This is a genomic window from Phycisphaeraceae bacterium, from assembly GCA_019636655.1.
In the GTDB taxonomy this organism is placed as follows: Bacteria; Planctomycetota; Phycisphaerae; order Phycisphaerales; family UBA1924; genus JAHBXB01.
This window is the reverse complement of record JAHBXB010000002.1, coordinates 636,610-657,444: the sequence shown is the minus strand read 5'-3', so window position 1 is coordinate 657,444 and position 20,835 is coordinate 636,610. Positions and strand designations below refer to the sequence as shown.

Genomic DNA, 20,835 nt, shown 5'->3' with positions numbered 1-20,835 from the left:
ACCGCGCCTCCCGGGCCGGGCCGGAATAAAGGAGTGACGTGTGAACAAAGGCGACTTGATCGAGGCGGTGGCGTCGGAGTTGAAGGTGAGCCGTCCCGAGGCTCAGAAGGCCCTCGAGACGGTGCTGGATTGCATCTCCCTGGGCGTGAAGCGGGACGACAAGGTGGCCATTGCCGGGTTCGGCACCTTCGCCAAGAAGCACCGCGGGGCCCGGCAGGGGATCAACCCCGCGACGAAGCAGCCCATCGAGATCAAGGCGTCGACGACCTGCACGTTCAAGCCGGCGACGCAGATGAAGGAATCGCTGTAGCCGTCGCTCGGCCATTGTTCGGAACATCGCGGTCCACCGGACGTAGACTCCTCTATGGCCATGCTCCATGCCTGGGCGGCGGTGTTGTTGGTGGCTCCCTGCGTGGCGGTCGTGGGCCAGCCCCCCGATTCACCCGGCCCCGCCACTCCGCCCGCTCCGCCGGCCGACGGGCAGCAGATCAGCATTGACAGCCTGCCGCCTCAAGTGCGGCTCGGGGCGAGGGTCGAGTTTGCGAGACGGCAACTGGCGGTCACGCCCGTGGTCGTCCTGGTGCCCGATGCCGCGTCGTACGTGGCGGCGATCGGGTCGTGGTCGCTCGCGAGCCGGTTCCCCGTGCTGATCGACGACGGGAGTTTTACCGCGCGAGAGGACATCGCGAGGTTTGTCAGGGCGTTCAAGCCAACCAGGGTGGTGCGGTGGAAGCGCCCGGCCGATTCGGCGGGCTTCCCTGAGGAGCCCGCGGCACGCGAGGCGGCGGTGGCCGACGCCGTGGCACGGGCCTGGGGCGCCGCGGACGCGACGGGGCTTGCCGCTCAATGGAAGCACCTGGGGTTTGTGCCGCCGGGGGTTGTGGTCTCGTCGACGCGGGATCCCGCGTGGACCGCGGCGCTGGCGATCGCGGCGGGGCGGGGCGAGCCGATCATCTGGGCCGATGTTCCTCGCGGCGGCGTCGACCATGATGCGCCGCTGAGCGAGATCGATTCGCTGAGCGCCGCGATCGAGAAGGGGCTCGAGGCGACCGGGTATCGCTGGAGCGCGCTGGGCGACGACATCGACGCGGTCACGCTCTGCATGGACGTCCCGGCGAAGGCCGCGCTCCCGGCCGGCGACCAGCGCGAGCGGCTGGCGACGACCGACCTGGTGGGCCGCTCGCTCGAGGGCCAGCGCGGCGCGAGGTGGGCGTGGGCCGGGCAGGTGTTCGGCTCCGAGCCGCGGGCGGCGTACCGCGGGATGTGCGGGTTGTTCCTGCAGCCGAGCCGGGCGTGGCTGTTTGACGGCTACGACGATTCCGCCCCCTGGAACGCGTTCGACTGCACGGCCGCGGCGACGGAGCTGGAGAAGGCCGGCATCAAGTCGATGGTCAACGACAGCGGCCGCCAGGGCATCGAGGATTTTCGTCGCAGCGCGGCGGGACGCGTGCGCGGCGCCAACGCGGACGAGAAGGACGGCGCCTACCGCGGCGGGCTTGACTGCGACCTGGTCTTCGTCAACTCGTCTGGGTACTGGGACTACTTCGATCTCAAGCCCGGCAAGGGCTTTGCCGGCGATGCGCCCGTGCTCGCCCACCCAGCGATGGTGCACTTCGTGCACTCCTGGTCGCTGATGCGGCCCGGGCAGCGGGCGGGAGTGGGGGGGCGGTGGATCGACCACGGGGCGTACGCCTACATCGGCTCGGTGCACGAGCCGTTCCTGCAGGCGTTCGTGCCGACACCGCTGATGGCCAAGCGACTGCTGGCGGGGTTCCCATGGGGCGTGGCGGGGCGGCTCGATGTCGCGCCCGTGTGGAAGATCGCGGTCGTCGGCGACCCGCTGATCACCTTCGGGCCGCCGGCCAAACGGAACGAATCCACCGATGTTCCGCTCGAGGGCGCTGCGAACGTGCAGGACCAGGTGGCCCCGGCCATCAAGAGCCGCAAGTTCGCCGACGCCATGACGGCCCTTTCCCTGGCAGGGCGGGGGGATGACGCGGCGCGGCTGCTCGTCTCGCTCCTGAGCGACGATGCGAGCGCCGTCGATGTGGATGTGGCCCTGGCGGGGATCGTTCCGGCGTACCTGGCCGGGCGGTTCAACGAGACGCTGCAGGCGGCGCGGATCATCGCGGACGCCGGGCGGCTTGACCAGGTCCCCCTCGTGCGCGACATCGTGTGGCAGACGCTGGCACCGACGATGAGCACGCTGCGGACCTCCGAGGTGGAACTGATCAAGTTGTCGCTCCGGCCGGAGCAGATCGCGCGTGACGCGGCGGAGGCGGCGAGGGCGATCCGGCTCGTGCAGGGCCCCGGCGCGGCGCGGTCGTTTGCCGACTCGGTTCGGTCGAAGATGCCCGACGACAACGCGAAGGCCGAGCTGGACGCGGCGACGCACTGAGTCTCGGTCGCGGCGCTTACTCCCGGGTGCGAACCAGAGGGACAACCCCGATGCTTCCATCGCGGTCGAACCGCGCCTCGATCGCGCCGTGCCGCGCGGTTGTCCACACCCGGGCGTGAGGGAGTGATGACAACAGCGACGAGGCGCCGCGCCGGCCTACCTGGGTGCGGCCGGTCGAGATGATCGTCGCGGGCGCCCCGAGGGAACGCAGGAGCGCCCCGGTCGCCTCCTTGGCCCTGGTGCGGGTCCCGAGCACGAGCAGGTCGGGGTGCGGGATGGCGCCGGATTGGAGGAGCGACCGGGCCGTCGCGTCGCCGACGCCGCGCATCACCGCCGCGTGCCGGGGGCCGGCGTCGGTCTCGACGACGGCGACCACCACCAGCGAGCCATCCTCGCCATCGAGCACCGCGGAGCCGCGCGCGGGCGACACGATCTCGAGGGTGGCTCGCCCGAGTTGGATCCGGTCTCCCGCGGCGACGGTGTGGACGCGGATCCCGCGTTCTCTTGCCGCCCGCAGCACCGCGGCGGGGGTCGAGCCTGGCATCAGCGTCGCCACGCGGTTGAAGGTCTCGCCGACGACCAGGGTGCGCACCCCCGTTGTGTCGAAGAGGTCGACGGAGCCTGCCACGCGGGCCATGTCGGATCCGGTGAGCACGAGCGTGCCGACGCGCGCCGAGCCGAGGGCGCGGAGCGACCTCGGGATCTCCCGCTCTCCGATCCCCGTGCGCGATGAGCCGCAGTCGACCAGGACGCTGTCCGACCCGGACCGGATCAGGGTGCACGATCCATCGCCGACGTCGAGGACACCGACCGAGAGCACGGTGCGTCCCAGCCACCCGGAGGCGGCCAGTCGCGGACCCAGCAGCGCCTCGCCCGCGAACCACGCGCCGACCACGATCGATGCCAGCGCGAGAAATCTGAACCGTGTACGCCCGAACCGGAACCAGGCGAGCGCCAGCCCTGTCGCGGCGAACGTCCAGGCCACGCTCACGCTCGGCAAGCGCACGACCAGTCCGGGAATCGAATCAAGCGCCATGACCATCGCGACGGTCTGGTCGGCCAGCCATGCCAGCACCGATCCGAGCGGATGGGCCGCCGCCGGCGAGACGAGCGCGAGCACGACCGCCGCGTACCCGATCCACATCATCAGGACGATCAGCGGGAGCACGACCAGCCCCGTGACGGCGGCCAGGGGGCTGAGCAGGCCCGCGTGCAGCGCGATGGCCGGCGCCGCCACGGCCCAGCAGAGCAGGCTGGTGGCCAGCAGGCGGGAGAGGGCCGCCATCGCCCACGCCGCCGCCGCGCCGAGCTGGGTCTTGTGCCGGGTGGGAACGGTCCCCTTGAGGGGGGATCCAAAGAGCAGCCCGTGGGCGTCGCGGCCGAGCCACAGCAGCGATCCGACGATGCCGAAACTCAGCTGCCACCCCAGCGACCACAGGTCCAGCGGACGCCACAGCAGCAGCGCGATCGCCGTCCACCCCAGCACGCTCAGCGGGTCGTAGCGGCGTCCCATCGCCTGCGCGAGGAGGATGGCCAGGACCGTGATGCCGGCGCGGAGCACCGGCGCGTGGGCGGGCACGACCAGGAGGTACAGCAGCACGAGCGACGCGGTGATCGCCGGCTCGAGCCACCCAAGGTCGCCCAGGAGCCGCAGTAGCGACATCGCCACCGCGGCCATGACGACAAGGTGGAACCCGGAGATGGCCAGCAGGTGCACGAGCCCCTGGCGCGTGAACGCGGAGGTCACGTCCCCGGCCGCGGGGTCGTAGTCCCCCAGCAGCAGGGCGCGGAGCACGCCGCGCTGCCGAGTCGTGCGGGCGGTCCCGGGATCGCCCGTATCCGCGAGCGCCGCGTCGAGCGCCGATGCGGCGCCGGATCGAAGCCTCCAGATCACGCGGGACCAGAGCTCGCCGAGTCTGGCCGAGGCGGGGACGGGCAGTTCTGCCGGAGCAAGGAGCGATGCATCGGGCGACGTGATCGTCCCGGCGATCCCCTCCTGGGCCGCGATCAGGGCGCGGTCCACTTGGCCCGGGTTGCGTGCGTGCTCGATGGGGAGGAACTCGCCCGTCACGCGCACCGCGGAGCCGACCGGCAGCGGCGAGATGGCCTCGCGGGGTCCCCGCACAAGGACGGAGCCCGAGGCGTGCTGCGGGCCCGAATCCGAGATCGCCGCGTACACCGCGATCTCGATGGTCTGGAGCCGAGAGGGCGGCGTCGATGCGAACTCGGCGAGCGCCCCACGGATCGGCGGCTCGGCACGGGCCGGCGCCGCCACGATCCCTTCTATGGTCACGATCACGGGCCGCGATTCGTCTTCGCCATCGGTGTCATCGCCCGTGGCGAGCAGCGCCGCGAGCGATCCTGCGGGCGATTGGGAAACCCGTGCGTCCAGCCATCCGGCACCGAAGGCAACCGCCGCGGCGACCAGCGCGGCGCGGCAGGCCCACGCCGAGAGCGCGGCCCGCGGCGCGCCGACTCGCCATCCGAGCGCACTCGCCGCGGCCATCGCCCCGCATGCGACCGCGAACCACGCCGAGGCAGGGACCGTCGGGATGCCCCGTGCCAACACGAGGCCCGTTGCAAACGCAGCGAGTGCTACCAGCGACCGGCGCGCGGGCGCACTTCGCCCCGGCGCTGCGCCGGCGGAATCGGCCCACGAATGCACGCTCGGCATGCCGCCCACGGGGCCAGACGATCCCGGATCCACAGGGGAACGTCAAGTGACTCGGGCGCAGAAAAAGAGCCGGCCCGCCGGCCGGCTCGAATGTTGCATTGGAGTTCGGAACCGCGTGCGATCAGCCGCCGCTGCCGTCGCCCTTGAAGATGATGTCGTCAAAGCGAGACATTGCATCGACCTGGGCCTGCCCGGCCTGGGTCGCGACCGGGTTGTTGTACGCCAGCGTGTTCGGCGTGAAAGGCCCCGCATTGGACGCGGCGAACTTGCCGCCGTCGTCCGTGGTCCCAACGTAAAACCCGTCAGCACCGGCCGAGTGGAACACCAGCCCGCCGCGAGCCGCGGCCGGCTTCGGAGCCACGCCCGCGGCCGTCGACTCGGGGAACGCCGGGTTACCCAGCAGGCCTGCGAGGGAGGTCGCCAGGTCCACATCGGACCGGCCGCCGCCGAGAAGGCTGCTCGGAGTATTCGCAGCGGTGTACGCCTGGGTCTTACCCAGTCTGCCAAGGTTCGTTGCCTGGAGGAAGGCCGCGTTCTCCGCCCAGTAGAACCTGGCGTAACTGCCCGGTGTGCCCGCGATGCGGGCCTTGCTGGAGAAGTTCGAGTTCCCCGCCGTCGAGTCCTCGGACCATGCCAGGATCGGGTCGCCGAAGGAGTCGACGAGGTCCGGGAGTTTGGAGTGGTCGGCGACGTTGGTCTGCTTCTGCGCCACAAGACCGTTGACGACCCAGTTCTTGGCCGGGGGCGAGTAGTAGGCCTTCTGGTTCCCGCCCGTGGCGCCGATGCGGCCCACGTCAACGGTGACGGTCTTGGCCGCCGTCGGTCCGACCACGACGATGTCGCCCGCGCCCGGCCCGCCGCCCCCGGCAGCAACGATCCCGCCAGCCAGGTCGAGCAGCACGTTGTTCATCCCCGTGAACCCGCGATCGACGTTGGCCTGATCGCCCATGTCCGCCGTCGTGAAGTACCCCGGGGTGCGCTTGTTGTCGATCGAGAACGCCGACGCGGCGGATGACAGGTCCGCAAGCATCGCCGTTGTGGCAACCTTCTTTGCGGCCCGCTGAGATCCGGTGATCGCCGGGAAGACCAGCGCGACCACGACCCCGATGATCAGGATCACGACCAGCAACTCAACGATCGTGAACCCGCGGAGCGAATCCGAACCCTTGCCGTGTGCCATTGTGCCCTTGCTCCTGTACGCCACCACACACGCCAGTGTTGAAGCCGCAACCGTCGGCCCGGTACGCCGGAACCAACCAGCCCACCCAACCGGGGACGCTCCGCCGCCTGGCGGTCCGGCGTGTGCTGCGCCGACCTATTCGTCCGCGAACGCGGCGATGATCCCCGTACCGGGGAACCTTACCAAAGAGTACACAGTATCGCCCAGCGACACGTGTTCGGAGTATATATGGTTCGCCTTTGAACTTCGCCCCCGGGACGTCCATACTCCCGGTATGAGGGCGACCCCGGCGGCCATTCTGCGAACGATGACCGCCTCGCAGCGTTCCAGCGCGATCTCCGAGGCTGTTACCGCGCTTGCCGGGGGGTGCATCGTGATCCCGACCGACGGGGTGTATGCCATTGCTGCCCTCGCCGGGGGAGGATCCGCGGCGGCCCTGCGGGGGGTGGTCGATCGGGCTCGCCGCGAGCGAGATCCGACAGCGGTGGCCGCGGCGAACCCCGGCAGCGCCGACGACGACGAGATTGTGGCTGGCGTGACTTCAGGGCTGCGGCCTTCCCAGAAGAGGGTGGTTCGTCGGCTTAGCCCGGGGCCGGTCGTGGTCCTGCTTCCGGTGCCGGACCCGATGGCCAATCGCGTCCGCGAGGCCTTTGGCGGAACCATCGTGGCGGATCGGGGGCCCGAGGCCGCGATCTGGCGCATCCGCCACCCCGCCGCGGCCCGGGTGCTTTCCGAGGCGCGCGGGTCTCTCTTGGTCGCGGAGATGCCAGTGGGGCCGGGGCGGTTTGCGACGAGTGCTGACGATGCCGCCCGGGCGGCTGCCGAACTCGGGGCGGACGTAACGTACGTCCTCGATGACGGCCTGCCCGGATCGCGTCCGGCGACGGTGCTCCGCCTGCCTGCCGCGGGCGGATACGAGGTGGTGCGGGAGGGGGCGTACGAGGAGCGTTTCGTGGCCAAGCAGATGCAGCGGACCATCCTTTTTGTCTGCTCCGGCAACACCTGCCGCAGCCCGATGGCCGAGGCGATTGCCGACGACCTGATCGGCCGGGGGGTCGGGGTCGCGGCGGGGGAGAAGACCGTGGTGCTGTCCGCCGGCACGGGGGCGACGACCGGCGCGAGGCCCACCCGGGAGGCGGTTGCGGCCCTGGATTCGCTCGGGGTCGATTCGTCGATGCTCCGCGGCTCCCGTCCCCTGACCCGCGGGCTGATTGCGCAGGCCAATGTGATCTATGTCATGACGACGTCCCACCTGCGGGCCGTGCTCTCCCTGGACCCGGAGGCCGACGCGAAGACCGCCCTCCTCGACCCGGACGGGCGGGAGATCGATGACCCGATGGGCCTTCCGCCGCACGTGTACACTCAGACGGCCGGGGCGATCAAGGCCGCGATCGAGCGGCGATTGAGGGAGGCGGACGCATGAGGCTGTGCATCGGGGCCGATCACCGTGGTGCCGCGGCGGCGAAGCAGCTTGCCGACCGGCTCCGGTCCGACGGGCACGACGTTACCGTCGCCGGGTCGCTGGGCGGGGAGACCACCGACTACCCGGATGCGGCGTTCGCCGTGGGCACGTCGATCGCATCGGCGCAGGCGGATCGCGGCGTGCTGCTGGACGGCACCGGCGTGGGGTCCACGATCGCGGCGAACAAGGTCAAGGGTGTGCGGGCCGCGCTGGTGCACGACGAACTGACGGCCGAGATGAGCCGAAGCCACAACGACGCCAACGTGCTCTGCCTCTCCGCGGACCTGCTCGGGCAGCGGCTGATCGAGAAGATCGTCCAGGTCTGGCTCGCGACCCCCTTCCAGGGCGGCAGGCACGAGCGGCGTCTCCGCAAGATCGAATCGATCGAGCAGGGGGAGGACCCGGCCAAGGTTGAGTAGGCGACTACGCCGCGGCGACCAGGGCGCACGCGTCGGAGAACCGCACAGCCACGTACTGCCGGTCGTCGTCGGTCTCGACAACGCGGACCACGACCCCCTCAATCAGGGATTCTTCCCGGAGCACCGGCGAGTCGGTCCACGACACCCCGACCCCGATCTGCTCGCCGACCGCGAGAGGGCGTGCCGATTCGATCTCGATCATGGCCCCGCCCTCGGAGAGGTCGCGGGTGAGCGCGGCGGTGTACCGGCGGGTGAGCGGCCGGAAGATCTTGCAGGCCCTGCTGATCACCACTCGCTCGTGCCGACGGCGTTCCATGGCCGAGGGGCCGAAGGTCGGGAACGGGAACGTGTCGCGCTGCGGGACGCTGTCCATGGCCGATCTCCTTCATTGGCCGACGTGCCGGTGGTTATCGAATCGGCCGGATAACCGGCCGGCTTAACGTCAGGCGGCTCCCAGACGGCAAAAACGACCCCACCGACCCTTTCGCAGGACTCGCATGGATCTCTCAGTCATCATCCCGACCCGGGCCCGGCCGCAGAAACTCGCCGCGTGCATCGGGTGCCTGCAGCGGCAGGACCTGGATTCGGCGCGGTTTGAGGTCCTGGTCGGGATCGACGGCCCCGATGACGGCGAAACCCTGGCGATCGCGCGGAACGCCTCGGGGGCATTGCGGGCGTCGATCTTCGAGTACCCGCGCTGCGGCTACACCGCCGTGCGGAACCGGTTAATCGAGCATGCCCGCGGCCGGATCCTGCTGTCGCTCAACGACGATGTGCTCGCCGAACCGCCCCTGTGCCGGCTGCACATCGAGGCGCACCGGGCGCGGGAGGGCGCGGGGCTCGGACCCGCGACGGTCGTCGGCGATTCGCCGTGGGTGCGGCTGCGAGGCGAGGACGACACGCTCCTCGACCGCCTGGTGCGAGAGACGTCCATGATCTTCTTCCACGACCAGATGCCCGGCTCGCACGCCTGGCGCGAGCGGCACGGGGTCGATGCGGCGTCGGACCCGGAGCGCGATTGGGGCTTCCGCCACGCGTTTGGTCTGAACGTCTCCTACCCGCTGGACCGCGTGCGCGAGGCCGGGTGCTTCACCGTCTATCCCGAGAAGTACGGCTACGAGGACATCGAGATCGCCTTCCGGCTTCACGCGAGGTTCGGCATGCCGGTGCTCTTCCGGCCCGCCGCTCGGGTGTGGCACGACCACCACCAGAGCACGCAGGGGTATCTCGCACGCGAGCACGCGCTCGGGCTCGCCGCGTGGGGGTTCGCGCGGATGTCTCCCGACTGCGCCCGAGCGACGTTCGGGCGTGACATCACGGCCCCGGCCGAGGTCGAGTACTCCCGCCAGTTTGTCGAGCGGGAAGCCGGCGCGGCGGCCCGGGTCCGCGAGACGTTCGCCTCGCTCGCGACCACGCCCGCGGCGACGCTCCCGCCCTCGGGAGATTCCCCGGCGGCGCGCACGCTGATCGATGCGATCTACCAGCAGCACCTGCTTCTCAAGCGGTGGCAGTGGCGGCGGGGCTTTCTCGAGGCTTCGGGGTCCGAGCCGGGACGGGGGCCTCAATCGGCCGGGTAGACGCGGTGCACGCGCAGGCCCTGTCGCTCGTAGATCCCGCGTCGGGCCCACAGGGCGCCCGAGTGGAGCCAGGAGGAGAGCACGACGTCGGTGGCCCCGGTCGCCGCGGCGTTGGCCGGGTCGATGACCGGCCAGCCCAGCAGCGATCCTCCCCACCGCGCCCGGTCGTCGTCGCACACCGCGACGATGCGGGCCGGCGACGCGGCGAGAACCCGCGAGAGCCCGACCGTGTGCTCGCCGGCCCCGTGCAGCACCACCGTCCGGCCGGCGAGCGAGCCCAGCAGTGATTGAAGCCGGGCCGCGCCGTCCGCGGGGATGCTCCCCGAGGCGCCCTCGCCGCCGGGCATCGCCGAGTAGGCGCACGGCCTGTCGGCGGGCCATCGTCGCGGCTCCGATGTGGCCGCATCGTCGATCACTTCGCTCATCACCTGGGCGTGGCGATCGAGACTGAACCGCTCGCGGACGGTCTGCCACGCCGCGTGCGCCGCCCCGGCGGTATCGCACCCCAGCCAGCGTTCGATCGCGTCGGCCAGGGCCCGGGCGACAGCGCGGTCGTCGGGATCGGCCGCGTCCACGTCGGCGAAGAACCCGCTCTCGCCGTCGACGACAGCCTCCGCGGCCCCGGACGCGACCCGTGTCAGGATCGGCACGCACCCGCGCGACATGGCCTCGAGCATCGACACGCTCAGCCCCTCGTACCTCGACGCCAGCACGAACCCGTCCGACGCGGCGACGTGCTGCAGCACATCGTCGGGGTTGACGCCGGCCATCCTCTTCATCCGCCCGGCGCGTTCCGCGCACGCCGCGTCAATCTCCGGCGCGGCGGGGCCATCGCCGATCAGGGTGAGCACATGGTGCATGCCGCGCGAGTGCAGTTCATCCGACAGCAGGACCAGGGCCCCGACCCGCTTCTGCGCGTGCTCCATCCGGCCCGTGTACACCAGCCGCAGCGGGCGCGATGGACGCATCATCACCGGGGCGCGGCCGGGGAGCGCGGGGGACACCGGAACGCCGTAGGGCACATGGATCGTGTCCGCGCTGCGGGCCGCCCCCGACTTGGCCAGGCGCGACCGCAGCGTCGTCGTCACCCTGGAGCTGACGCCGACGAACCGGGCGATCACCGGCTCGTAGCGCCCGAGGACGCGGTAGTCGTACTCGATGTCGGAGTGCTGAACCGCGAGTAGTCGCACCAGTTCGGGCTCGACGAGGCAGATCGCCGCGCCGATCCCGTAGCAATCCCCCAGCAGCGATGGGGCGAACACCACCGGCGATCCGACCGCGTCCGAGACGGTGCGGAACACGTCCCGGTACGCGTCGATGAACGGCCCCAGGTTCCCGCCGGCGGAGCGCAGGGGAGGCAGCGAATCGAGCCGGACGGTGTGCACGCCGCGGGGCAGACGGGCCTCCAACCGGGTGATCCCGTCGGGCTCCGCGTGCGCGGCGAGCACGACCTGCCGCCCCGCGGTCGCCAGGGCTCCGGCAAGCCTGAGCGCCCACGTGGTGACCCCGGAGACCGACACGCCGTCCGGCAGCGAGATCACCACCGGCGCGCGCGACGGTGCAGGCGCGGGCGTCCGGCTCGGGATCGGGGCCGGCGATGTCGTGGGTGCCAGGGTCATCGATGAGGTAGTGTCAATCGGCCCGCCGGAGCCCCGCACGCGAACAGTGCGCAGGAATCGACTCCCACGCGCCGACCCCATGACGGCCTCTCGATTTCGCGACCAGGATCGCCCCGCAACCGATCTAGACGCCCATGAGTGATGCTCGCCACTCCTTCCCGGTCATGCTGGTGCAGTGCGGTACGGTGGTCGACCACTTCGCGGGGCTCGAGCGGGCCCTCGTCCGACACAGCCTCGCTTGCGACCGGCTCCTCCCAGACCAACCGCCCGTGCCCCTCACCCCGAGCACTCGCGTGGTGGTCATCTCCGACGCGTTCGCCGCGGCGAACGCGCTGGCGCTCCGCCAGGCCCGCCGCATCGGGGCGACGACCGTGCTGCTGATGGACGGCCTGGTCGAGTACCGCAACACCTTCGTCAACCCCCGCGTTGGTGCGCACTTTTTGCGCCCAGCGCCGGTCGACATCGTGGCGTGCGCCGGGCGTGTCGACCAGGAGGTGCTCAGTGCGCTGGGGAACGAAGCGGTTGCGGCAGGCCTGCCGCGGATCGATCGGATGGTCCAATCGCTGCCCGAAGGGCGCCGCCGGGACGGCTCAAGGCCGACCGTTCTGATTGCCACCGCCAACCAGCCCGCCTTTGCCCCGGCGGAGCGGGCCCGCCTGCTCGGGGCGCTGCGGGAGTTGCGCGCGGTCCTCGAGGCCCGCGGACTGGGTGTCCGTTGGCGCCTCACGGCGGGCCTCGACTCCGACCTGGGCGTCCCGCCCGACACACTCCCCCTTGGCGAGTCCCTGGCCTCCGCATCGGCGGTGATCACGACCCCGTCAACGCTGATGGTCGAGGCGATGGCCGCGGGATGCCCGACCGGGCTTCTCCATGTCCACCCGACTCCGCTCTGGCAGCCCGCGATGTGTGCGTGGAGCGGTGGTTCCAAAGAGGGCCCGGACTGGTCCGCGGCGGCGTCCCTGCCGCCAGCCACACTGGCACGCCTCCGCGCCGCGCGCGAGCTCGTCGCCGGGCAGACCCAGTGGCTTGCGACGGCGGACGAACTGGTCAGTCGCCTGCTCTCGCCGACGCGGGCCGATGATGCCCGGCAGCTCGGAGCTCTGGTCGAGCTTCACGAGCCCGCCGGCGGCGGCGCTGCGGCGGCCGAGGCCCTTGCGGATCTGCTCGCCGATCTGATCGCCCGGCCCCGAGGAGGCCGCACGACAGTGGTCATCGACTCGCCCATGCAGCCGGCCCCGCGGCTGGATCCGCCCTCGCGTCCGAGGGTCGTCAGCTGCGTGGTATGCGATGAGTCGGCGGTAGGAGGGGTGCGGACATGGTCGGGTCGCCTCGCACGGGCCTTCGCGCAGGAGGACCTCGGCTACGACGTCCGAACCCTGCTGATCGTCCTCCAGCCCGATGCGTGGCGGGTCGGCAGGATGCCGCTCGACCGGGACGATCTCACGGAAGTGTGCTTCATCGATCCGTACGTGGATCACACCGAGATCATCCACACGGTCCGCGACTCGCTCCAGCGGATGGGCGCCTCGATCGTCCTCCCCAACTACACGGACCTGACCTACATCGCGGCGGCGCAGCTCCGGCACGCCGGGGTCCGGACCGTCGCCATCGCGCACACCGACGAGCCCTACTACCGCGACATGATCGCCACGTACCGGGAGTGGGACGCTGGCGTCGGTGTGTCGCGTGTGTGCGCCCGGTGGATGGCGGAGATCGAGCGGGCGACACGCGGGACGGCCCAGCCTCGCGAGATCTCGCAGATCACGTACGGCGTTCCCGTCGCGCCGGAGCCCCGGCCGGTTCCCGCGGGCGGCCCGCTGCGCCTGGCCTACCTGGGCCGCATGGTGCAGACCCAGAAGCGGATCGACGACCTGCTGCCCCTGATCGACGGCCTTGAGTCCCGGCGCGCCCCGTTCGAGTTCCACATGGTGGGTGATGGCCCGAACCTGGGCGCGTGGCGCGAGTCGCTCGCGCGGCGGACGCTCCGCTCCGGAACGGTGACGATCCACGGCGCCCGCAGCGCCGAGTGGGTCCGCGAGTTCCTGCCGACGATGGATGTGAGCGTGCTCGTCAGCGAGTTCGAGGGGACGAGCATCTCGATGCTCGAGGCGATGGGCGCCGGCGTTGTTCCCTCTGTCACCGCGGTGAACAGCGGCGTGGACGACTGGGTCCGCGACGGCGTTTCGGGCGTCGTCGTCCCGGTCGGCGAGCCGGGCCTGATGGCGCAGCGGCTGGCGGATCTCGCATCCGATCGTGCCCGCCTGGCGTCCATGTCCCGCGCGGCGTGGGAGAAGGCGCGTGCCGATGCCTCCCTTCAGGCGATGGCGAGGCAGTACCGGCGGGTCTTCGATTCGGCCCTCGCGCACCCCGCGGAGAACACCCGGTCGGCCCTGGGGCTCCATCTCAGGGAGACATGGCGCTGGTTCAAGCGCTGGGCGGAGGAGCCGCAGGCGGCGGTCCGCCGCATCGAGGCGGTCCTGCGCGAGAACGGCTACGCCCGCATCGCCCACGGCTCGCCGTCGCTCTCCTCCGATGCCGTGATCATCGACTCCGAGGAGGCGGCACGCGACGCCGACATCCTCGCCCGGTCCCGCGGCTGGGCGGACGCCGGCCTTGCAGTCGTCTTCTCCCCGTCGCTGACGGCGCCGGACTGGAGCGACGCCGACCGGCACCGCGCCTCGCGCATCGTCGGCCGAATGGAAGCGATCGCGCGCCGGGCGCAGCAGGAAGGGTGTGGCCGGATCGTGGTCTTCGGGGCGGGCAAGCACACCCGCCGGGTTGCCGGGCTCTTCGTCCGCGGCCTCCCCATCGTCGGGATCATGGACGATCACCCCCCGGTGTGGGAGTACATGTTCGGACTCCCGGTGCTGACCCCCGAGAGAGCCATCGACGAACTCAGGCCCGATGCGGTGCTGCTTTCCTCCGACGCCTTCGAGAGCCAGATGTGGGAGCGCTGCCGGCCGCTGATGGACCGCGGCGTCCGTGTGCTGCCGGTCTACGCGGCGTACGAGGAGCCCGTCGCCGCGGTCTGAGCCGGGCGCCCGGCCGAGTCGCGGGCTTTCTCACCCCTCTTTCGGGCAAATGCCGATCCTCCCCGCGTGCGTTGCCGTTGAGTCCGTCGCCCGAGGTTTCCCGTCACATGCGAATCGTGCTCCTGAACGAAACCGCGATCTACCCGCACATCGGGTGCCTGGCCGTCGGCGACGCCCACGCCCGGATGCTCGGAGCGATGGGCCACGAGGTGGTGCGCCGGCGCTTCGTCGCTACGCACGCGCACCTGTCGCGGCCGAATGAGGCCGCCGCGATCGATGCCGCGCTCTCCGACCCCGAAGTCGTCGCCGACATCGAGGCGTGCGACGCGGTCGTGCTGAACGCGGAGGGCTCGGTGCACCACGGCCTCGGCCTCCAATGGCTCGCCATCCTCGGCGCGGCCCAGCGGCTCGGAAAGCGCACCCTCATCATCAACGGCGTGCTCGAGGACGTGCCGGGCTTCGACGGGGTTCTGAGCGCCGTCGAGGACCTGTGCCTCCGTGATGTCCGATCAGCCGACTACATGAAGTCTCGCGGCATCCGCTGCCGCGTCGTTCCGGATTCGTTCTTCGAGGCGTCCTTTGACGACCAGCCGCTGATCGATCTCTCCGGCAGGATCGTCATCACCGACTGGCACTCGGCGCGCAACAACGACGTCGGCCGAATCATGATGGGATACTGGAGGTCGCTCCCGGCGTCGAAGAGCTTCTACTACCCGTTTGCGCACGGATCGCACCATGCGACCTGGCGGTCGGCCCTGGCGAACATCGCCCGGGCGGAACTGCTGGTCACCGCGCGGCACCACGGCGTCTGCCTCGCCGGCCGCGCCGGAATTCCCTTCGTTGCTCTTCCGAGCAACACGTGGAAGATCGAAGGCATGATCGAGGCCTCGGGTGTGCCGATCCCCGTCTGCCGGTCGTCGGAACAGCTCGAGAGCGCGATCGCCTTCGCCCGCTCGAACCCGGCGGTGTTCCGGGAGTTCGCGGCGTTCATACGGGAGGCGCGGCCGCTCTCCACCTTGAGCGCACTCGCACCGCCCGCTTCGGACCCGAGGCCGTCTGTTCGCGGCGAGGCCGGGGCGCAGCGGGAACTTCGCACCCTCGCGGACCAGGTCCGCGGTGTGGGGCCGTGGCTGCCGAGCCCCGAGATCTGGACCTTCGGCGTCGCCGCGGAAAACCAGCCGTCCGAAGCGGCCCCGTGCGAGACACGCGCGGCGTGAGCACCCGTCAGATCCGCAACATGCAGGACACTATGGCCACCACCGTCACAGCACTGCAGGCACCCGCGACATCCGCGGCCCGTGTCGAGCGAGAGACCGCCAGGCTCCTCGCTTCCAGCCTCGACAAGCTCAACTTCGGGTGCGGCACGTTCCCGCTCGCCGGCTGGACCAACATTGATAACGGCGACGGCGAGTGGTACGTCGCGCCGGCTGTTGACTCTGCAAAGGAACCGGTTGTCGCTCTGGACATCTTCGAAGCCCTCGCGGCGCTCCCCGACCGATGCGCCTCGTGCGTGTACTCGGAGCACGTCTTCGAGCACTTCACGCTCCAGCAAGGGCACGAGATCCTGCGCCAGTGGGCTCGCATTCTCCGTCCCGGCGGCGTCGTCCGCGTCGTCACCCCCGACCTCGAGGCCGAGGCCCGGATCTACCTCCGGCAGCTGAACCCTGCTCCCGATGAGGTGATCGACGCCCACCGTCTCCGCTGGCTAGACACGCGGTACGCGTTCCAGCCTGGGGAGAAACTGACCCGCGCCATGGTCCTCAACCACGGCATGTGGCTCGATGGACACAAGTTTGTGTACGACTTCGAGACGATCGGGCAGTCGCTGCGGCTGGCCGGGTTTGACTCCGTGGTGCGTGCAAGGTTCGGCGAGAGCCGCCATGCGGAGCTGCGAGGCATCGACAAGCACGATGGCGGCGAAACCGGCCGCGCGTGGATTCCATCGATCGCATTGGTCGTCGAGGCGACGCGGCCGCAACGGCTGGAGACGGTCGCCGCCCCCAGCGCCGCGCCGCCCGCCCCTCCCTCGGCGCTGGAGCGGGCCATGGCGGAACTCGGATCGTTGCGTGCCCACCACGGCGATCTGGCTGCACGTGCCGAGCAGATCCGCCGACGGCTCATCGAGTCAGTCGCCGAGCGATGCGCCGCCTCTGGGTGGCGCCGAATAGCTCTCTACGGCGCCGGGCGGCACACCGAGCCGATCATCTGCCAGCCATGGAACTCCTGCAATGTTCGCGTGGTCGCCGTCATCGATGACACTCCCAAGGTCTCGACTCTCCGGGGCGTGCCGGTCTACAGGCCCCAGGCGCTTCCCCTGGACGACGTCGACGCCGTCGTTATTTCTTCGGACGCGTTCGAGCAGGCGATCTTCGATCGTGCCCACGCGTGGTTGACCCCCAGGCGCATCCCCGTTGTGCGGATCTATGGGACCGATCTCGCCCGCAACGACAAGGCCGCTCGCGGCTGAGCACGCACGGTTCTCTTGCCACGCCCCGCCCCTACGCCGTCACCATCGACTTCTTCAGCCGGTCCACGCACTCGGCAACGATCCGCACGGCGTGATCGATCTCCTCGGCGCTCGTCTCCCGGCAGAGGCTGAACCGCAGCGAGCCGTGCGCGCGCTCCGGCGGCACGCCGCAGGCCAGCAGCACCGGGCTGGGCTCGAGCGACCCCGAGGAGCACGCCGACCCCGCCGAGGCGCACACGCCGCGCTCGCTCAGCAGCAGCAGCAGCGCCTCACTCTCCAGGCGCGGGAAGGCGACATTGGAGGTGTTCCACAGCCGCTGCCGGCGGTCCGGCGGCCCGTTGAGCACCGCGTCGGGAACGGCCCGGACCAGGCTCTGCTCAAAGCGGTCCCGCAGCGCTTCCATCGCCGCCATGCGAGCCGGATCCGCGAGCCACTGCTTCGCCAGCCGCGCCGCCGCGCCGGCCCCGAGGATCCCGGGCACGTTCTCTGTCCCGCCGCGGCGGCCCAGCTCCTGCTCGCCATGGATCACCGGAGCGAGCTTGACGCCCTGCCGCAGGTACACCACGCCCACGCCCTTGGGACCGTGGAACTTGTGCGGCGAGAACGTGAGGATGTCGATGAACCGCCCCGATCCGCCCCAGGTCGCCTGCACGCTCGTGTGCTGGTCGGCGCCGGTGTGCCCCGCCGCACCGTTGACACCCCCTCCCCCCGCGGCCCCGGCCCCCGCTTCCGTTCCCGCCTCGACGTTGGTCGGCATCTTGCCGACCCACTGCGTCCCGTCGCAGTGGAACGTCACCCCCTTGCGTCGACAGATCTCGCCGATGGCGTCGATCGGGTGGATCGCGCCGGTCTCGTTATTCGCCCACTGGATCGAGACGAGCGCCACCGAGTCGTCGATCAGCGATTCGAGGCTCCGCGTATCCACCACGCCGCCCGCGCCGAGGCCGACGTGTCTCACCTGGCACCCGCCGTGGGACGCGAGGCTCCGGCACAGCCCGCGCAGCGCCCCGTGCTCCACCTGCGTGGTGACGATCGTCCGGCGGGTCGTCATCCCCAGCGTGCCGCGCACGGCCAGGTCCAGCGCCTCGGTGCCGGAACCTGTGAACGTGATGAACCGCGGCTTGGTGCCGATTAGCCCGGCGACCTCCTTGCGGGCCAGTTCCAGTTTCTGCCGGGCGCCCTGGCCGGGCCGGTGGATGGACGACGGGTTGTGCCAGCACCCGGTGAGCGCCTCGGTCATCGCGGCGACAACCTCATCCGCCGGCCGCGTCGTGGCGTTCGAGTCGAGGTAGATGGTCGGTCCGGGTCCTGTCATCGCGATACCCGCTATTCTGAGCCATGAGCAACGCCGAGCCAGCGCCCGGGCAGGCCATTTTACCAGTGGAGATCCGGGTGCAGAAGCTCCACAAGAGTTTCAACGACCACGAGGTCCTCCGGGGCATCAGTTTCGAGATCCGCTCCGGCGAGATCATCGCGATCGTCGGCGCCTCCGGCGGCGGCAAGACCGTCCTCCTGGACCACCTCAACGGCCTGCTCCTGGCCTCCAGCGGCACCGTCGAGGTCACCGACCACGACCAGCCCGACGGCCGGATGGTCAACATCGCCGAAGCCGATGCCGACACGATGGACGCCATCCGCCTCCACTGGTCCGTGGTCTTCCAGAAGAACGCCCTCTTCTCCGGCTCGGTCTACGACAACATCGCGCTCTGGCTCCGCGAGCACACCGAACTCTCCGAAGAGACGATCCGCTCGCGGGCGGTCGAGGCCATCTCTGCCGCGGCCCTCGACCCCGAGGACGTGATGAACAAGTCGCGTGAGGAACTCTCCGGCGGCATGGCCAAGCGGGTCGCGATCGCCCGTGCCATCGCCATCGACCCGGTCGTGGTCTTCTACGACGAACCCACCACCGGTCTCGACCCCATCATCGGTGGCCACATCCACGAGTTGATCTGGAACTTCCACCACCGCAAGGTGGAGAACCCCGCCCCCGACGGCGCCGACCGGCGCACCTCCATCATCGTCACCCACGACCGCGACCTGCTCCGCCGGCTCGCGCCCCGGGTCGTCATGCTCGACGGCGGCACCGTCTGCTTTGACGGGCCCTACGAGCAGTTCCTGGAGGCCGATTCCAAGGCGGCACGCGAGTACCTCCAGGCGATGCCGGTCCTGCACGCTCGCGACGGCCAGTGGTAGGGACGCCCAGGCCTCGCCGGGCGGGTGCCCGCCGGGCATGACCCGCGAGCAACAATACAACATGAGTTTGCATAGCCAGTCGGGCGATGGCATGATGAATGCACCAATGAACACCGCTCTGTGTCGTCGCCCGTGTGTTGCCGGCATCATCATCGCTGGCGCCGCGCTGCCCGCCATGGCCCAGCAGATCGCTCGCGAGCGGGCGGACGATCCGCCGGGCAAGCCCGGCCCCCTTATCCTCTCTGTTCCCGCCATCGCCGACGGCCTCCGCGGCCCCGGTCCCTCGGTCCGCATCCACCAGGTCAACGTCACGTCTCTTGGCCTGAACACGGTTGGTGACGCGGCGAACGAGCCGACGATCGCCGTCGACCCCACCGCCCCGAACCGCGTCGTCATTGGATGGCGGCAGTTCGACACCATCACCAGCAACTTCCGCCAGGGCGGCTGGGGTCACTCGCTCGACGGCGGCCGGACATGGCGGGCGCGCACCATCCAGCCCGGAGTCTTCCGGACCGATCCGGTCATGCGGTTCAACGCCGACGGCGTGCTCTTCTGGAACCTGCTCTACGCCGGCGGCGGACCTTACCGCTGCGACATCTTCGTGTCGAACAACGCCGGCCAGTCGTGGGCCGGCGGCCCTTATCTCGCTTACGGCGGCGATAAGGCCTGGATGGCCGTTGACCGTACCACCGGGCCCGCCCGCGGCGCGATCTACCAGGCTTGGAACATTGCCGCGAACCCCTACGCCCCCAACACCTTCAACCGATGTTTCAACAACGGCGTCACCTGGACCGACCTGGCCCCGATTCCCCTGAGCCCCGTCTTTGGTCAGGTCGCTGTCGCCCCGGATGGATCGGTGCTCGTTGCGGGAATCCCCAACAGTTCGCGCACCAGTCTCTTCTTTGTTGCCCGGTCGGCCAACGCCGGCATTGCTCAGCAGGCGCCCGCGTTCTCCTTTGTAGCCACAGTGCCCATGGGCGGCGACGCGGTGCTTTCCGTGAGCCCCAACCCCGGCGGCCTCCCTGGCCAGATCAACCTCGCGATCGACCACTCCAACGGCCTCCGCCGCGGCTGGATCTACCTACTCGCCAATGTCGACCCACCCGGCGTCGACCCGCTCGATGTCATGCTCTCCCGCTCCACCGACAACGGCCAGACCTGGTCGCCCCCCATCCGCGTGAACACCGACCCGCCGGGCCCCAACGCCTGGCAGTGGATGGCGACGCTCGCCGTCGCCCCCGACGGCCGGCTCGACGTCGTCTGGATCGACACCCGCGCAAGCCAGACCGCGAACCGCGGCACGATGTGCTACCGAAGTTCCCCCGACGGCGGCGACACATGGTCCGCCGAGCGGCCCTTCGGTGTCGAGTTCAACTCCCACGTCGGCTGGCCCAATCAGAACAAGATGGGCGACTACTTCGACATGGAGTCCGACCTGCTCGGCGCCTCTCTTGCGTTCTGCGCCACCTACAACGGCGAGCAGGACGTCTACTTCGCCCGCATCGGCCCCGACGACTGCAACGCCAACGGCCAGCCCGACGACTCCGAGATCGCCTCCGGCGCCGCCCGGGACTGCAACGGCAACGGCATCCCCGATGACTGCGATATCGCCGCGGGCCTCCTCGCCCGTGCCGACGCGAGCCAGGACGGCGAGGTCACCCCGGCCGACCTCGCCGCGTTCATCGTTGCCTGGCTCCGGGACCTCAACGACGGAACGCTGGTCGCCGATGCCGACCGCAATGGCGCCGTCGACCCGGCCGACATCGCCTTGATGGTGCGGTCATGGGTGCTCGCGCTCGGCTGTCCGTAGCCTC

At 70.4% G+C, this 20,835-nt stretch carries 15 protein-coding genes; 10 read left to right on the top strand and 5 right to left on the bottom strand.

Annotated elements, in window-relative coordinates:
- The first annotated feature begins 40 nt into the window (after positions 1 to 40).
- Positions 41 to 310 carry an HU family DNA-binding protein gene (locus tag KF745_08195; protein MBX3358394.1) on the top strand — a complete coding sequence of 90 codons (270 nt, stop codon included), beginning with the start codon at positions 41 to 43 and terminating at the stop codon, positions 308 to 310.
- 54 nt (positions 311 to 364) lie between these two features.
- Positions 365 to 2,398, top strand: a complete 2,034-nt coding sequence (locus KF745_08190; protein MBX3358393.1) for a hypothetical protein — start codon at positions 365 to 367, stop codon at positions 2,396 to 2,398.
- Positions 2,399 to 2,414: 16 nt separating this feature from the next.
- On the opposite strand, the gene KF745_08185 is transcribed toward KF745_08190, so the two are convergent.
- The gene (locus tag KF745_08185; GenBank protein ID MBX3358392.1) at positions 2,415 to 5,072 is read right to left on the bottom strand and encodes a ComEC/Rec2 family competence protein; all 2,658 of its coding nucleotides are present in this window, start codon (positions 5,070 to 5,072) and stop codon (positions 2,415 to 2,417) included.
- Between the two features lie 121 nt (positions 5,073 to 5,193).
- Positions 5,194 to 6,252, bottom strand: coding sequence for a prepilin-type N-terminal cleavage/methylation domain-containing protein (locus KF745_08180; GenBank protein ID MBX3358391.1), 1,059 nt, complete (start codon positions 6,250 to 6,252; stop codon positions 5,194 to 5,196).
- A gap of 274 nt (positions 6,253 to 6,526) precedes the next feature.
- Between KF745_08180 and KF745_08175 the strand changes: the two genes are divergently transcribed.
- Positions 6,527 to 7,675, top strand: coding sequence for a Sua5/YciO/YrdC/YwlC family protein (locus KF745_08175; GenBank protein MBX3358390.1), 1,149 nt, complete (start codon positions 6,527 to 6,529; stop codon positions 7,673 to 7,675).
- Positions 7,672 to 8,133 (top strand): ribose 5-phosphate isomerase B, encoded by a 462-nt coding sequence (gene rpiB / locus KF745_08170; GenBank protein ID MBX3358389.1) that lies wholly within the window; start codon positions 7,672 to 7,674, stop codon positions 8,131 to 8,133. The genes KF745_08175 and rpiB overlap by 4 nt, the downstream gene beginning before the upstream one ends.
- A 4-nt stretch (positions 8,134 to 8,137) precedes the next feature.
- On the opposite strand, the gene KF745_08165 is transcribed toward rpiB, so the two are convergent.
- On the bottom strand, positions 8,138 to 8,506 hold the full coding sequence (locus KF745_08165) for a PilZ domain-containing protein (GenBank protein MBX3358388.1): 369 nt from the start codon (positions 8,504 to 8,506) through the stop codon (positions 8,138 to 8,140).
- Between the two features lie 124 nt (positions 8,507 to 8,630).
- Here KF745_08165 and KF745_08160 point away from each other — a divergent pair, with 124 nt between their 5' ends.
- On the top strand, positions 8,631 to 9,710 hold the full coding sequence (locus KF745_08160) for a glycosyltransferase (protein ID MBX3358387.1): 1,080 nt from the start codon (positions 8,631 to 8,633) through the stop codon (positions 9,708 to 9,710).
- On the opposite strand, the gene KF745_08155 is transcribed toward KF745_08160, so the two are convergent.
- Entirely contained in the window at positions 9,695 to 11,329 is a 1,635-nt protein-coding gene (locus KF745_08155; protein MBX3358386.1) for a glycosyltransferase family 4 protein, read from the bottom strand. The two genes, KF745_08160 and KF745_08155, sit on opposite strands and share 16 nt — an antisense overlap.
- A gap of 134 nt (positions 11,330 to 11,463) precedes the next feature.
- Between KF745_08155 and KF745_08150 the strand changes: the two genes are divergently transcribed.
- The 3 genes from KF745_08150 to KF745_08140 all read left to right on the top strand — a co-directional run bounded on the left by KF745_08150 (position 11,464) and on the right by KF745_08140 (position 16,828).
- The gene (locus KF745_08150) at positions 11,464 to 14,361 is read left to right on the top strand and encodes a glycosyltransferase (GenBank protein ID MBX3358385.1); all 2,898 of its coding nucleotides are present in this window, start codon (positions 11,464 to 11,466) and stop codon (positions 14,359 to 14,361) included.
- Positions 14,362 to 14,468: 107 nt separating this feature from the next.
- Entirely contained in the window at positions 14,469 to 15,578 is a 1,110-nt protein-coding gene (locus tag KF745_08145; GenBank protein ID MBX3358384.1) for a polysaccharide pyruvyl transferase family protein, read from the top strand.
- On the top strand, positions 15,575 to 16,828 hold the full coding sequence (locus KF745_08140; protein ID MBX3358383.1) for a methyltransferase domain-containing protein: 1,254 nt from the start codon (positions 15,575 to 15,577) through the stop codon (positions 16,826 to 16,828). The genes KF745_08145 and KF745_08140 overlap by 4 nt, the downstream gene beginning before the upstream one ends.
- Positions 16,829 to 16,859: 31 nt before the next feature.
- Here the strand turns inward: KF745_08140 and KF745_08135 are convergent, their stop codons facing one another.
- Positions 16,860 to 18,143, bottom strand: a complete 1,284-nt coding sequence (locus tag KF745_08135; GenBank protein MBX3358382.1) for an aminotransferase class V-fold PLP-dependent enzyme — start codon at positions 18,141 to 18,143, stop codon at positions 16,860 to 16,862.
- Positions 18,144 to 18,166: 23 nt separating this feature from the next.
- Here KF745_08135 and KF745_08130 point away from each other — a divergent pair, with 23 nt between their 5' ends.
- Together KF745_08130 and KF745_08125 are read left to right on the top strand one after the other, a co-directional pair.
- Complete coding sequence (locus tag KF745_08130) at positions 18,167 to 19,021, top strand: ATP-binding cassette domain-containing protein (GenBank protein MBX3358381.1); 855 nt, start codon at positions 18,167 to 18,169, stop codon at positions 19,019 to 19,021.
- 106 nt (positions 19,022 to 19,127) lie between these two features.
- On the top strand, positions 19,128 to 20,831 hold the full coding sequence (locus KF745_08125) for a hypothetical protein (protein ID MBX3358380.1): 1,704 nt from the start codon (positions 19,128 to 19,130) through the stop codon (positions 20,829 to 20,831).
- Positions 20,832 to 20,835: the final 4 nt, after the last annotated feature.

Coding starts and splice junctions, on each gene's coding strand:
- KF745_08190 (MBX3358393.1), top strand. CDS start 365: ATGGCCATGCTCCATGCCTGGGCGGCGGTGTTGTTGGTGGCTCCCTGC.
- KF745_08185 (MBX3358392.1), bottom strand. CDS start 5,072: ATGCCGAGCGTGCATTCGTGGGCCGATTCCGCCGGCGCAGCGCCGGGG.
- KF745_08180 (MBX3358391.1), bottom strand. CDS start 6,252: ATGGCACACGGCAAGGGTTCGGATTCGCTCCGCGGGTTCACGATCGTT.
- KF745_08175 (MBX3358390.1), top strand. CDS start 6,527: ATGAGGGCGACCCCGGCGGCCATTCTGCGAACGATGACCGCCTCGCAG.
- rpiB (MBX3358389.1), top strand. CDS start 7,672: ATGAGGCTGTGCATCGGGGCCGATCACCGTGGTGCCGCGGCGGCGAAG.
- KF745_08165 (MBX3358388.1), bottom strand. CDS start 8,506: ATGGACAGCGTCCCGCAGCGCGACACGTTCCCGTTCCCGACCTTCGGC.
- KF745_08160 (MBX3358387.1), top strand. CDS start 8,631: ATGGATCTCTCAGTCATCATCCCGACCCGGGCCCGGCCGCAGAAACTC.
- KF745_08155 (MBX3358386.1), bottom strand. CDS start 11,329: ATGACCCTGGCACCCACGACATCGCCGGCCCCGATCCCGAGCCGGACG.
- KF745_08150 (MBX3358385.1), top strand. CDS start 11,464: ATGAGTGATGCTCGCCACTCCTTCCCGGTCATGCTGGTGCAGTGCGGT.
- KF745_08145 (MBX3358384.1), top strand. CDS start 14,469: ATGCGAATCGTGCTCCTGAACGAAACCGCGATCTACCCGCACATCGGG.
- KF745_08135 (MBX3358382.1), bottom strand. CDS start 18,143: ATGACAGGACCCGGACCGACCATCTACCTCGACTCGAACGCCACGACG.
- KF745_08130 (MBX3358381.1), top strand. CDS start 18,167: ATGAGCAACGCCGAGCCAGCGCCCGGGCAGGCCATTTTACCAGTGGAG.
- KF745_08125 (MBX3358380.1), top strand. CDS start 19,128: ATGAACACCGCTCTGTGTCGTCGCCCGTGTGTTGCCGGCATCATCATC.